Genomic DNA, 13,648 nt, shown 5'->3' with positions numbered 1-13,648 from the left:
TCAGATGCCGTAGCGGCGCCACATGCGCCAGCGCACTCTGGCGGCGAGGTCACGCTGCAGGTGCCCGGCCGCGATCCACCCGTCGGCGCGCTCCCCCACCCGGCGCTGCCGCTCGAGGAGCTTCCAGTTGAGAGTCCGGACGATGTCAGGGTCGAGTTCCTGCGCCTCATCCACGAGCGTCTGCGGATCGCGCCCCGCCTCCAGCTCCTGGAAGGCCGCTCGCACGGCATCCCGCGCGAGCGCCGTCCGCGCGATCTCCCGCAGCCGCGCCGCGTCCGGCAGCGCGGCCCCCTCCTCGGCGAGGAACAGCTCGATCGCGTCGCGCCGCGCCTGCAGGTCGCGCAGGAGACCGGCGTGCATCGTGGCCTGCATGTTCGCGCCGTGCACGCGGTACAGTCCCTGCACCGCGCCGTTGATCCTGGCGACATCGCCGACCGCCGCCATGCGCAGCCACAGGTGGAAGTCGCTCGACGCCGGCACCTCGCCGCGGTGACCGCCGACCTGCTCCAGGGCCGCGCGGCGCATCATGATCTCGGGCTGCGACAGCGGATTGCGCGGTCGCCGCATGCGCCCCTCGATCCACTGCCCGCCCTCCTGGATGCGCCACGAGCGCACCCGGTCGGACAGTCCGCTCGGCGCGTCTCCGGCGAAATGCTCCACCTCACCGGAGACGAGGACGACGCCGGGGTGCGCCTCGAGGAGATCCGCCGACCGGCGCAGCGACCCGGCGGTGAGCAGGTCGTCGGCGTCGAGCTTCACCACGTACGGGGCCGTCGCGCGGGCGAGCGCCTCGTTGAACGTCCGGATGTGGCCCCGGTTGCGCCGGTGTGCGACGACGGAGACCCGGCCATCCCGCGCCGCCCATGCCTCCGCCCTCGCCACTGAGTCGTCCGTGGAGGCGTCGTCGACGATCGTCACGTCGACGTCGACGCCCTGCTGGTCGAGGGCGGATGAGACCGCATCGTCGAGGAACCGACCGTAGTCGTGACAGGGGATCACCACCGACACCCGCGGCTGCGCCGTCATGCCGCCTCCTCCACACCGACGACGTTCGCCAGCGTCTCGGCGACCTCGGCCTGCTGCGCGCGGGTGAGATGCGGCGACATCGGCAGGGACAACATGTCCTCCGCCGCGGCCTCGGCGACGGGGAACCGCCCGCGGCGGTACCCGAGGTGCGCATAGGCGGGGGTGAACGGCACGAGTGTCGGATAGTGGATGCCGGTACCGATCCCCGCACTCTGCAGTGCGGCGGCGACGCGGTCGCGCTCGGCGAGGCGGATCACGTACAGGTGCCAGACGTCGATGTTCCCCGGGCGCGAGACGGGCCGACGCACCCCCGCCACCCCCGCGAGGAGCTCGCCGTAGTACGCGGCAGCCGCACGGCGCTGCGTGTTCCACGCCTCCAACCGGCGAAGCTTCGCACGCAGCACGACGGCCTGCACGGCATCCAGCCGTGAATTCACCCCCACCATCTCGTGGACGTACTTCACGGTGCTGCCGTGTGCGGCCATGGTCCGCACGGTGCGGGCGACACGGTCGTCGTCGGTGAGCACGGCGCCGGCGTCACCCGCCGCCCCGAGGTTCTTCCCAGGGTAGAAACTCGTGGCCGCCACCGCGCCGAGCGCCCCGGCCTGCCCGGCGTCGGATGCCGCGCCCTGCGCCTGCGCAGCATCCTCGATGACGGTGAGCCCGTGCCGCTCCGCCACGGCGCGGATCGCGACCATGTCGGCGGTCTGCCCGAACAGGTGGACGGGCACGACCGCTTTCGTCCGCGCCGTCACGGCGGCGGCGAGCGCGCCGGGGTCCATCAACAGGTGCTCGTCGTCGACGTCGACGAACACCGGGACGGCGCCGATGCGGGAGGCCGCCTCTGCGGTGGCGATGAACGTGTTGGCCGGCATGATGACCTCGTCCCCCGGCGAGATCCCCGTCGCCCGGTACGCGAGTTCCAGCGCATCAGTGCCGTTGCCGACGCCGATGCAGTGCCGCACGCCGATGTGGTCGGCGTACTCGCGCTCGAACGCGTCGACCTCTGCGCCGCCGACGAATGCGGCGGAGAGCAGCTGATCGCGCCACGCTGCCAGCACCTCGGCGGACACCTCTGCCTGCTGTGCGGCGAGATCGAGGAACGGAACCGTCATGTCGTGCTCCTTGCGGGTCGGAATCGAGAGGTGAGCGCACGGGACAGGCCCCGCAGCTCGATCCAGACGTTCGGGACGAAGATGCGTGAGGCCGGCAGGTAGATCGCCAGGAGCGCCGCCGCGCTCAGCGCCAGTGACAGCAGGGGCGCGAGTTCCTGCGTCCACCAGGCCACGGCGAGCCCGCCGGCGGCGGCGCAGGCTGCGGGGATGAGGACACGCGTCAACGGCGCGGCGACCTGCCACCACCGCGCGTCGAGCATGCGGGCGACCATCACCCAGCGTGCGGCGGTGGCCGCCGACGCCACGCACAGGAAGCCGATCGCGTACGCGACGAGACCGTACGGCACCACGAGCCAGGCGACGAGGATGGTCGCGAGATCGACGACGAGCACGTAGAGGAACCATCTCCCCGGTCTGCCGAGCCCGAGGTACAGGCCCTTGTCGATCCCGCTCATCGTCACGATGCCCGCGAGGGCGAGGATCTGACCGGGCACGATGCTCGGACCCCACTGGTCGCCGAACAGCACGGGGTAGAGGACGGGTCCGCCGACGGCGATCAGCAGCATCACCGGGACGATGAGCGCATGCGCGGTGAACTGGGCCCGGAGGTACCCGGAGCGCAGGCGTTCGCGGACGCCGCGGATCTGCGCGAACACGACGGTCGACACCGGCGAGAGCGCATTCGTCGTCAGCTCGTGCGCGATCTGCACGAGCCGCTGGGCGATCGCGAAGTACCCCAGCCCCGTCGTCCCCAGCACCGCGACGATGAGGGCGTTCTCGAGCATGACGCGCACGGCCGAGACGGCGTCGCTGGCGACGACCTTGACGCCGAACCGCATCATCTCCCCCAGCCGTGCACGCGAGAACCGCATCGACGGCAGCCAGCGGGCGAAGACCCAGGCGAGGACGGTGATGCAGGCCTGGTAGACGAGGAGCTGCCACACCAGGGCCCACACCCCGGCACCGGTGAGCGCGAGCACGATCGCGACGACCTGGCCGAGCGCGCCGGCGACGACGGACTGCACGGCGATCGCCCGGAACCGCATCGCACGCCGGAGGATCACCAGCGGCACCATGCCCATGAGTGTGAGGGGCGCGATGAGCGCGAGGACCCGTACGACCGGCACGACCGCCGGTGCGCCCAGGAGGTCACCGATCGCCGGCGCGCACAGCACGAGGACGCCACCGAGCACGACGGCGGTGACGACCGAGTACCAGAACGCCGTGTCGTAGGTGCGCTTCTCCGGACGGTCCGCCTGCACGAGGTAGGTCGAGATCCCCATGTCGGCCGCCAGCTGCACGAACGGGATGAGCGCCATCGCGACGGCGACGATGCCGAACGCCTCCGGTCCGAGGATCCGCGTGAGCACGAGCACGGTGACGAAACCGGTGACCCGCAGCACCCACTGCTGCGACATCATCCACGCCACGCCCGCGGCAGTGCGGCCGGTCAGCCCACCGTGCGGGCCTGGGTCCCCGGCCGTCGCCGGGGCGGTGTCATCGATGGATCGGGTCATGATGGTGCGGCATCCAGATCGAGGACCACGCTGTTGTGGCTCACCCGCCGGTCGCGCCGCGCGCGGTACCAGCGCACCGCGCGGCGGCCGACCGCCTCGAGCCGTCCTTCCTTGGGCGCATCGGCCCGCCATCCGGCCCAGGCCGTGCGGTCGAGCCACTGCATCCACTGCGACGCCATCGGATGCTCCGTGCCGTGGTTCCACGGCTTGTCGAGGCCGGTGAAATGCACGACGCCGGGCGCCGCCACCGCGCTTTCGACCTCCGCACGCCACAGCGCCCAATCCGGGCTGTCGCCGGTCAGCACCGGAGTCTGCAGGTTCCATCGCCGGTGCAGCTCCACCCAGTCACCCTCGAGCACCGCGTTGAGCGCGTCCTGGTCGCCCCACCGGGGCGTGTAGTCCCGGAGCAGGTCGATGCTGCGCGTACCGACTTCGCGCGCCCGCCACCGCCGCAGGTCGATGAGCAGCACGCCGGAGTTGAAGTACGGGCTCGCAGGGTCGATCCCCCACCGACGCCACGGCGACCCCATCATGCTCGCCGCCCATGGGGTGTTCGCGTCGCGGACCGCCCCCAGCGTCCTGCCCTGTAGGTCCTGCGCGATGAGCGCGGCCGGCGACGCCGACACGAGGATGTCCGCATCCAGATAGAGCACACGCTCGACGTCCGGCGGCAGGAGTTCGCCGAGCAGCAGCCGGAACAGCGAGCCCCGTGAGAGGAACCACGAGTACGACGCGCCCGCCACCTCGTCGCCCTCGATCGCGATCCACGCCACCCGGAGGTTGCTCAGCTTCGACGCGATCCGCTCCCGCGCCGTGCGCGAGAAGCCAGGATGCACGATGTGCACCGTCACGTCCGTTCCGGCGCTCGCACCGTCCAGGCTCGCCAGCGACACCGCCAGCGGCAGTGCGTATCCCTCGTCGACGCACATCGCCACGTGCAGGCGTTCGCCGCTCATGATCGTCCCTCCCTCGGTGCCGGCACCAGCAACCGCTCGGCCCCCTCCACCGGCAGGCGCAGCGTCCTGGCGACCTTCTGCACCGCCCGCACGAGTGTGATCCGCGCGGACAGCCAGGCCCGCTCGCGGTCGTCGAATCCCGGCAGGTAGCCGATCATCGTCCACAACAGGGGGACGCGCTGCTCGATCGCGAGCAGGCCGCGGTGGTAGTGGGCGAGCTCCTCGTCGTAGAGGGGCGCCGCCGACTCGCCGAGCATCCGCCCGTCGCGCACCCGCTCGTCGAGCACCTCGTACAGGTCGCGCACGTTCCGCGCCCACTCGTCGGAGGGCACCATCAACTCGTAGGAGCGACGCGCACGCTCGCCCCCGGCTCTGCGCTCCTCCGGACCGCTGACGAGATCCCCCAGCCGCGCGAGGAACCCGTCGAGATCGGCGGGCCGATCGCTGTCGTCCGCGACGAAGTCCGCGATGCCGAAGGCCCGTCGCAGACCGTGATGCGCGTCGAGGGTGAGGACCGGCAGCGAGAGCGACGAGGCTTCCAGCAGCGAGGTGAGGGAGGAGAACGGGAAGGTGTCGATGTACACGTCCGCGCTGCGCAGGTACGGCATCGGATCACTCACCGGGCCGACCGCCTGCACCCGCGCGGGATAGCGGCGCTGCAGCTCGGGCCACGGCGCCTCCTCCGGTCGCGGCCCGACGGCGCGGACGACGATGTTCGGATGCCGCTCGAGCGCCTCGGCGACGATGCCGGCGAACGTCGGGGCAAGGGCCGTGTCCTGGAACTTCACCGGCCGGGCGACCGTGACCGCGACGACCTGACCGTCGTCGGAGGCACCGGACGCCTGCGTGCCGTTGCCGTCGTCGGGCACGAGGAGAGGAAGCATGAAGCACGCCTGGGGCAGATAACCTCTGGCACGGATGCTGAGCGCCTGGCCCACCGGACGGAAGTCGACGATCGTCGTCGCCCGTGTCGGTGCGAGGAGGAACAGGTGATCCGCATGATTGAACACCGCGACGGGCGGACCACCGTACCCTGCCCCGAATGCGAGCGCGGGGATGGGATCGTCCGGCTGCAGGTGGCAGACGATCGTGTCGAACTCGGCGCTGAGTCCTCGAAGACGCCCGGCACTGCGCACCGGATCGCCGCTCCCGAGTGCGTGCACCTCGCCGCCCGACCGCCGGACGGCAGCCTCCAGCGAGGCGGTGACGTGGGTCTGCCGGGTGACGGCGACGGAGGAGACGCTGGTCTCCTCGTGCGTGATCCACCGTGCGGCGAGCCGCGTCAGTCCACCGATCTCCGCCGCTTCGCTCAGCACATGCAGCACGCGGCGCCGGTCGCCCAATGGCCGACGCGGCGGGGAGACCGGAAGGGCGCGGGCGGCGATCAGGTCGATCGTCACCTCGAGCCGCGTGCTGCGCAGCTGGCCGGACGCGTTCGTCATCGCGTAGTTCGCGGCCGTCCGCGCCCACTGCGCCGCGGAGGAGAAGCGGCGGGCGCGGGCGCGCGACACCGCGACGTCGATCAGGCGATCGACGATCGCACCGCTGCGCCGGATGGCGGCGTCGGCGGTCTGGACGACCGGTGTCATGAGGCCACGGGCTCCCGGCTCTGCTCGGCGCGGCGCTGCGCGCCGAAGGTCATGAGGGTGTCGTCCCGTGCTGCGAGACTCTCCCGTGCGGCCTCGAGCACGGAAAGCACTCGCAGTCCCGCGTGGCCGTCGGTACGCGGCCGGCTCCCGGTGCGGATCGCCTGGGCGAAGTCCTCGACCATGGCGTCGAGCGCCTCCCGCTCCTGCAACGCCGGGGCCCAGGTGTCCCCCAGCCGGTAGGAGATCAGGGTCGAGTTCCGCTCGACGTGATCGAGTGCCTGCGTGGCGAGATCCACCCCCCGGTCGTAGACGCTCACCCGCTGCTGGGGGTTGAGGTCGTCCCACACGACGGTGCGCTTCGACCCGCCGATCACCATCTGCCGGATCTTGGTCGGGCTCAGCCAGTTCACGTGGGCGTGGCCGATGGCGCCGTTCGGCAGCGTCATCGAGAGGTGACCGACGCAGGACTTCCCCGTGCCGAGAGGATCGGCACCGACCGCGGTGACGGAGAGCGGCTGCAGACCGCCCGGCAGCAGGAAGTCCATGATCGACAGGTCGTGGGGCGCGAGATCCCAGAAGACGTCGACATCGGGCTGGACGATGCCGAGGTTGATCCGCACGGAGTCGATGTAGAGGATGTCGCCGAGGTCACCCGCCTCGATGAGTTCGCGCATTTTCAGGACCGCCGGGGTGTAGCAGTACGTGTGGTCGGTCATCAGCACCACCCCGGCGTCGCGCGCCGCGGCGACCATGGCCTGCGCGCGTTCGCTGCTGTCGGCGAGAGGCTTTTCCACCACGACATGTTTCCCCGCCGCGATCGCCGCCATCGCGATGGCCCAGTGCGTCCTGGCCGGTGTGGCGATGGCGATGGCGTCGATCGACGGGTCCGCGAGGACCTCGTCGAGCGACGGCGTCACCGCCGTCCCGCCCAGGCGCGCCGCGAGGGCGGATGCCCGCTCGATGTCCAGATCGCAGATCGTCTCCAGCCGCCAGTGCCTGCTGTATTGGAAGTTCCTGGCCAGATTCGGCCCCCAGTACCCGGCGCCGACGACGGCGACCCCCAGTGTGTTCGTCATCCGTCCCCCTGTTTCCGTGGACCGTCGTCACCCTGCGGTGACCGTGGCCCTGACGATCGTCGCGACGGGTGCGTCCGTGCCCCCGTCGCCTCCCCCGACGATGATTGCCAGCCGCGGCGCGGAGATCGACTGCGCCACCGTCGCCACACCGCTCCAGGATGCGCCGCCGTCGACCGAGTACGACCCGGTGACCCCGCCGTCCTCGCGGTGGAGCATGAGCAGCACCGATGTCGCGTCGGTCGCCGCCGTCCCTGGCACGGCGACCGCTCCGCCGCTCTCGGTCACCATGACCACACCGTTCTCGCCACTGCCCTGGTCGATGGTCCGCGTGATCTGCACGTACTCGTCATCGTTCTGGTACAGCGCGATCCCGGCCTGCTGGTTCCCCGCGGTCGGCGCGAAATCGACGGCGACCTGCACGGTCACCCAGTCCTCGGGGAGGTCGCGGAACACGCTGTTGCGCGTCCCATCGGCCCCTCCGAGGAGATCTCCCGTCGACACGGGGATGATCAGCCCCGACGGCGTGTATGCGACACCATCCGGCGCGGCCTGCTCGGTGTCGCGCGGCTGTCCGTCCGCGCTGCGCGCGACGAAGTCCCATCCGTCGCCGAGCATCGCGTCGCGGGATCCGTACCCGAACGAGTAGGTCGACGTGACGGGCACGGGTTCCGGCTCCGGAGCCGGTTCGGGTGCCGGGTCGGGCTCCTGCTCCGGCGTGGGCTCGGGTGCCGGAGCGGGCTCGGGTTCCGGCGCGCGCTCCTGCTCCTGCTCGGACGCGGGCTCCTGCTCGGGCGTAGGCTCCTGCTCGGGCTCAGGTGCACGCTCCGGTTCCGGTGCCTCGCCCGCGTCCGACTCCGGTGCCGCGGTCCGCTCGAGGATCGGCGGCGCCGCCGCGTCGATCCGCGCCTCGCGGATGACCGCCTCCGGGGCCGTCCCCCCGGACTCGTTGGCACCGACGATGATGCCGAACTGCGGCGCGGACACGGTCTGCACCGCAGAGCCGACGAGCACCCAGGTCACCCCGCCGTCGGCCGAGAAGGACCCCTCGATCCGGTCTCCGTCCCGGACGAGTCGCAGCACGAGCTCGGTGGCGCTCACCGTGACCGCCCTCGCGGTCGCGACCCCGCCGATCTCCGACACGAAGGCGACCGAGTGCCCGCCGCTGCCGGAGTTGTGGTTCCTCGTCACCTGGACGTAGTCGTCGTCACTGCCGTACACGACCAGACCGGCCTGCTGGTAATCGCCCCACGGCGCGAAGTCCAGGGACAGTTCCGTCGTCCGCCAATCGGAAGGAAGCGGGCGGAACAGACTGTTGCGAGTGTTGTTCAGCCCGGCCCAGAGGTCGCCGGTCCCCGCGGCCACGCGGGTTCCCGACTCGCTGTACGTGATGCCGCTCGACTGTGCGGTGTCACGGACCTCGCCGCCCGCCGTCCGTGCCGCGAAGCTCCAGCCGTCGGACTCGAGCTCCGCGCGCGAGCCGTAGTCGAACGCGTAGACCCCGCCTGCCATCGCCGGGGGCTCGGGCGGATCGGTCGGGTCGACCGGCGGCTCGGGCGGATCGGTCGGGTCCGTCGGGTCGACAGGCGGGTCGCTCGGCTCCACCGGCGGATCTTCCGGCACCGATCCTGCGGTCACCACGGCGTCGGTGATCCGTGCGACCGGCGCCGTCCCCGAGCTGTCGTTGGCCCCGACGATGATCCCCAGCCGCGGAGCAGTGATGCTCTGCGTCGTCGATCCGGACTGCCGCCATGTCGCCCCGGCATCCGTGGAGAACCATGCGGTGGTCACCCCCGCCTCGCGTTCCAGGCGCAGCCGGAGGGCGGTCGCGGAGAGGACATCCGATCGCTCCGTGGTGACGCGCTGGGATTCGCTGACGAAGGCGACGGAGTTGCCGCCCAACCAGGAGTTGAAGTTGCGGGTGACCTGGACGTAGTTGTCATCGTCACCGTAGACGACGAGCCCGGCCTGCTGGTGGTTGCCCCACGGGGCGAACTGCACGCCCAGCTCCACCCTCGACCAGTCCGCCGGCAGGTCACGGAACACGCTGTTGCGGGTGTTGTTCAACGACTCCCAGAGGTCCCCGACATCCGCGGGGATCGTCATCCCGGTCGGCGAATACCCCACCGTCAGACCACTCGTGCGCTCCGTGTTCCGCGGCTGCCCGGACGGCGTCCTCGCGATGAAGTCCCACCCATCCGCCAGCAGCTCCGACCGCGACGCATAGTCGAAGGCGAAGGCACCGGTCGCCGGCGGATCACCCGGCTCGGGGTCGGGCGGCGTCTGGCCTCTCGTCACGACGGCATCCGTGATCGTCGCGGGCGGGGCGACGCCCCCGGAGTCGTTGGCGCCGACGATGATGCCGAGCCGCGGCGCGGCGATGGTCTGCGTCGTCGACCCGGCGTCGACCCAGGACACTCCCCCGTCCGCCGAGAACGACGCCAGCGTCGTGTCCCCATCGCGCTCGAGTCTCAGCCGCAGGCTGGTCGACGCCGTCGCCGTCGTCCGGTCCGTGGTGACGCGCTGGGATTCGCTGACGAAGGCGACCGAGTTGCCGCCCAACCAGGAGTTGAAGTTGCGGGTGACCTGGACGTAGTTGTCATCGTCACCGTAGACGACGAGCCCGGCCTGCTGGTGGTTGCCCCACGGGGCGAACTGCACGCCCAGCTCCACCCTCGACCAGTCCGCCGGCAGGTCACGGAACACGCTGTTGCGGGTGTTGTTCAACGACTCCCACAGGTCCCCGACATCCGCGGGGATCGTCATCCCGGTCGGCGAGTACCCCACCGTCAGGCCACTCGTGCGCTCTGTGTTGCGGGGCTGCCCCGCCGGGGTCCTCGCGATGAAGTCCCACCCATCCGCCAGCAGCTCCGACCGCGACGCGTAATCGAACGGATACTGCTGCGCCCCCTGCGGCAGCACGGTGAGCGTCACCGCGATCGACTTCGGCGAGCCGACCGCCCCCGGCGCGGTGACGGTGATGGTCCCGGTGTGCGTCCCGACGGCGAGCCCGGTGGCGGTGTAGCCCACCTCGACGGTTCCCCCGTTCACCCCCGAGGAGGGCGAGAGGGTCAGCCACGGTGTGCTCGTGGTGGCGCTCCACTGCAGCGTCCCCCGCCCGCTGTTGGTGACGGTGAACGAGGAGGCCGGCACCACCGCTCCCGCCACCGCACTCGCGCTGAGGTGCGTGGTGGACAGCGTCAGCGCCGGTGGCGTGGAGTCCGACAACTGCACCCGCGTGTGCTGCGTCTGCGTCGAGACGGGGGCGGAGTACGTGAGAAATTCGACCCCCGCCGACTGCGACGTGGAGAACGGCACCTCTGTCCCGCCGACGGAGACGGCGAGCGCGTGCCGCCCGCTCGGCAGCGCCACCTGCATCGTGATGGTGTCGGCTGCGGTGAACGTCGGCTCGAAGTCCCGGCCGCGAGAGGCCGTGAGTGCCAGGCGCCGCACATCGAAGTCGAGCGCGTCGGCCGATTCGGAGTATCCGCTGACGATGGTCCGGTCGCGCTGGTGAATGTACTTGACGACATCCCCGATGGGCGCCGACCAGACGTCCTTGGTCGCGGCGTACGCGATCGCACCGTCGTCGTTGAGGAAGTCGTGGAGGACGAGGTTCGCCCACTTCCCGCTCGACTGGGCGCCGTCGACGATCGTCTTCAGATCCGCGGGAGGGAACGGGGTGTGCTCGTGGGAGTTGTAGCTCTTCAGATTCATGAAGTTCGCCGGCGTCGCGTCCTCGAGGGCGTTGATGTTGTACCCGCGCGTCGACATGAAGTATTCGCTGGCGATCGCCTGCGCCTTGAGCGTGGTGAAGCCGCACGGCCAGACCATGCTGACCACCCGCTCGGCGGACCCCGTCACATCGGCGACGCCGGCGATGTTCGCCTCCATCTCGTACCGCCACGTCTCGTCGTCGACGTCGCTGCAGTAGTGCGAGACGAGGTGCGACCCGAGCTCCATCCCCGCCGACAACAGGCCGGGGTAGGTGGGCGGGGCCGTCGTGCCGTTCATCACGAATGTGCCGGCCATCCCGTGCGCCGCCAGCTCCGCCCCACCGGAGTCGCGACCGTCGTCGACCGAGACGCTGAACGCGCCGCGGTGTCCGTCACGCCAGGTGGCCACCCGGACGGGAGACGACTCGTTCACGATCGCCGTCACCGCCACCGTGGTGACGGTCGCACCGCCGGCATCCTGGACGAGGAGCGTCGTGTCGTGCACCCCGACGGGGAGCGTCGCGCACGCGGCCGAGAGGGACACCGTCGCCGGCGTCGTGCTCCCGCTCGCGCTCGCCCTCAACCACGCGGCGTCCTCGACGGCGCGCCAGCCCGTCTCGGCGGAGGTGCCCGTCGTGACGCCGACGGTCTGCACTGCGGGGCACTCTTCGCCCTGCACGGCGTTGAAGACGATCTGCGCCGGTGTCGCGACGATCGAGGTGTCGCCCGCGGCCAGGGCCGCCATGCCCCCGCCGGTCTGTGCGGATGCGAGCGCCGGTGTGAGCGCCCGTGCGGATGCCTCCGTGGTGAGCGCCGGTGCGGATGCGAGTGCGGATGCCGCCACGAGCGGGGAAGCCGATGACGTCGACGCGGACGTCGCGGGTGCCGCCGCGCGCGTCGGGAGGGCCTGCGCGCCCGTCGGCACCGACAGCGTCGCTGCGAGCAGCACAGCGACCGCCCCTGCCATTCGCCCCGCCCGCCCGTACGGCGTGCGACGGGTACGCGAGATCGAACTCATGACCACCCCCAGTTTTTCGCGCTTTCGCGCGATCACCCTGCTGACGATTCATGCCCCAGCGCGAATCCAAGGTGTCGCTCCGCAGTCCCCGGCGAAGTGACACCGACAAGGTGTCCCGCGTGCAGTATACCGCTGGAGCGGCATTGTGCCAGAGGGTCTTCACCATCGATCATGAGAGGACTCAGCGCCACCGATCCGAGGAGCGTGCGCATGTCAGAGCCGACCGTGCTCATCCAGGAATCCGCCGACGTGGCCCCCTCCGCTCGCATCGGGGACGGGACGCGCATCTGGCATCTCACCCAGGTGCGCGAGGACGCGGTGATCGGTCGCGACTGCACGATCGGCCGCAGCGCGTACATCGGGCCCGGCATAGTGCTCGGTGACGCGTGCAAGGTGCAGAACCACGCCCTCGTGTACGAGCCGGCGCAGCTCGGCGCCGGGGTGTTCATCGGTCCGGCGGTCGTGCTGACCAACGACGAGTTCCCCAGGGCGGTGAACCCGGACGGTTCGCCCAAGAGCGGCGACGACTGGACGCTGGTCGGGGTGACGATCGATGAGGGCGCATCGATCGGAGCCAGAGCGGTGTGCATCGCACCGGTGACGATCGGCGCATGGGCTCTCGTCGCCGCAGGAGCGGTCGTCACGAAGGACGTCCCCGCGCACGCGCTCATGGTGGGAGTCCCGGCCCGGCGGATCGGTTGGGTGGGCAGAGCGGGTCGCCCCCTGGAACGGGACGGGGAGGACTGGGTGTGCCCCGCTTCCGGCGAGCGCTATGTCGAACACGACGGCGCGCTGCACCGGCGCTGAGCCTCGTCTTTCAGGGCGCCACGGACACGAGCAGGCGCAGAAGCGCGGATGCCGCGACCGTCGCCCCGTGCTCGTTGAGGTGTCCACCGTCGCGGGTGAACTCATCGCAGATCCGGTAGTAGACGGCACCCTCGGCGGTCTCCCCGCGCGCGGGCGTTCCGTCCGCACAGGTCGACACGACGGCGGCGAGATCGTAGAGCCGCCCCGTGTCGGCGTACCGATCGCGCATCAGCGCGTTGAACGCCTCAATGGCGGCGTTGTTCTCCGGATCCCACGCGGTCACGGACACCGTCGCGTGCAGGAACACGACCTCCGGATAGTCCGACTCCAACGCGTCCATCATCGCCCGGTACTCGTCGAACAGCCGCTGCACGTCGGTGTCGGCGAGGATGTCGACGTACCCGAGCTTCATGAAGGCGACATCCGCCCTCTCCCCGACGCCGTCCTCCCGTACCCAGCGATCGAAGTCCGCGAGCTTCGTGGCGGGATCGTCCGTCTGATCCAGCCAGTGGTCACCGAAGCCGTCCGGCGGCGGCTGCGCCCCCGCGGCCGCGTACACGGCGGGCACACCCATCTCCATGACGTCCGCGCCGACGGAGCGGTGAGCGAAGAACACGTGCATCCCGGCGAGCGCATCGAGGTCCGCGGCATCCGGTGTCGACGTGTCCGGAACGGGTGGCGATGACGCCTCCGCGGAGGGCGATGGCACCTCCGGTGCCGGAGGAATTCCGACCGGCCCCGCGCAGGAGGCGACGGCGAACGCGGCGAGCAGGAGCAGGACCGCTGCCGATCGCCGCCGCATCCTGCGCATCGGCATCCGCCTCCTCCGTC

Annotated in this window: 9 protein-coding genes; 1 reads left to right on the top strand and 8 read right to left on the bottom strand. The window is 70.9% G+C overall.

Features of this window, described 5'->3' with window-relative positions:
- Genes HD600_RS09430 through HD600_RS09400 form a run of 7 tightly spaced genes read right to left on the bottom strand, consistent with a single transcriptional unit; the run spans position 1 to position 12,010 of the window.
- Positions 1 to 1,026 carry a glycosyltransferase family 2 protein gene (locus HD600_RS09430; protein ID WP_184283216.1) on the bottom strand — a complete coding sequence of 342 codons (1,026 nt, stop codon included), beginning with the start codon at positions 1,024 to 1,026 and terminating at the stop codon, positions 1 to 3.
- Positions 1,023 to 2,141, bottom strand: a complete 1,119-nt coding sequence (locus tag HD600_RS09425) for a DegT/DnrJ/EryC1/StrS family aminotransferase (protein WP_184283214.1) — start codon at positions 2,139 to 2,141, stop codon at positions 1,023 to 1,025. Before HD600_RS09425 ends, HD600_RS09430 begins: the two co-directional genes overlap by 4 nt.
- Entirely contained in the window at positions 2,138 to 3,658 is a 1,521-nt protein-coding gene (locus HD600_RS09420) for a lipopolysaccharide biosynthesis protein (RefSeq protein ID WP_184283212.1), read from the bottom strand. Before HD600_RS09420 ends, HD600_RS09425 begins: the two co-directional genes overlap by 4 nt.
- Positions 3,655 to 4,614 carry a glycosyltransferase family 8 protein gene (locus tag HD600_RS09415; RefSeq protein WP_184283210.1) on the bottom strand — a complete coding sequence of 320 codons (960 nt, stop codon included), beginning with the start codon at positions 4,612 to 4,614 and terminating at the stop codon, positions 3,655 to 3,657. Before HD600_RS09415 ends, HD600_RS09420 begins: the two co-directional genes overlap by 4 nt.
- Entirely contained in the window at positions 4,611 to 6,203 is a 1,593-nt protein-coding gene (locus HD600_RS09410; protein ID WP_184283208.1) for a glycosyltransferase, read from the bottom strand. The genes HD600_RS09415 and HD600_RS09410 overlap by 4 nt, the downstream gene beginning before the upstream one ends.
- Positions 6,200 to 7,279 carry a Gfo/Idh/MocA family protein gene (locus HD600_RS09405; protein ID WP_184283206.1) on the bottom strand — a complete coding sequence of 360 codons (1,080 nt, stop codon included), beginning with the start codon at positions 7,277 to 7,279 and terminating at the stop codon, positions 6,200 to 6,202. The genes HD600_RS09410 and HD600_RS09405 overlap by 4 nt, the downstream gene beginning before the upstream one ends.
- Positions 7,280 to 7,306: 27 nt before the next feature.
- Positions 7,307 to 12,010 carry a beta-xylosidase family glycoside hydrolase gene (locus HD600_RS09400; RefSeq protein ID WP_184283204.1) on the bottom strand — a complete coding sequence of 1,568 codons (4,704 nt, stop codon included), beginning with the start codon at positions 12,008 to 12,010 and terminating at the stop codon, positions 7,307 to 7,309.
- 210 nt (positions 12,011 to 12,220) lie between these two features.
- Here HD600_RS09400 and HD600_RS09395 point away from each other — a divergent pair, with 210 nt between their 5' ends.
- Entirely contained in the window at positions 12,221 to 12,817 is a 597-nt protein-coding gene (locus HD600_RS09395) for an acyltransferase (protein ID WP_184283202.1), read from the top strand.
- 10 nt (positions 12,818 to 12,827) lie between these two features.
- Here the strand turns inward: HD600_RS09395 and HD600_RS09390 are convergent, their stop codons facing one another.
- Positions 12,828 to 13,634 carry an SGNH/GDSL hydrolase family protein gene (locus HD600_RS09390; protein WP_184283200.1) on the bottom strand — a complete coding sequence of 269 codons (807 nt, stop codon included), beginning with the start codon at positions 13,632 to 13,634 and terminating at the stop codon, positions 12,828 to 12,830.
- Between the last annotated feature and the right edge of the window lie 14 nt (positions 13,635 to 13,648).

The sequence above is a fragment of the Microbacterium ginsengiterrae genome, from assembly GCF_014205075.1.
Lineage (GTDB): Bacteria > Actinomycetota > Actinomycetes > Actinomycetales > Microbacteriaceae > Microbacterium > Microbacterium ginsengiterrae.
This window is presented reverse-complemented; position numbering and strand designations above follow the sequence as displayed.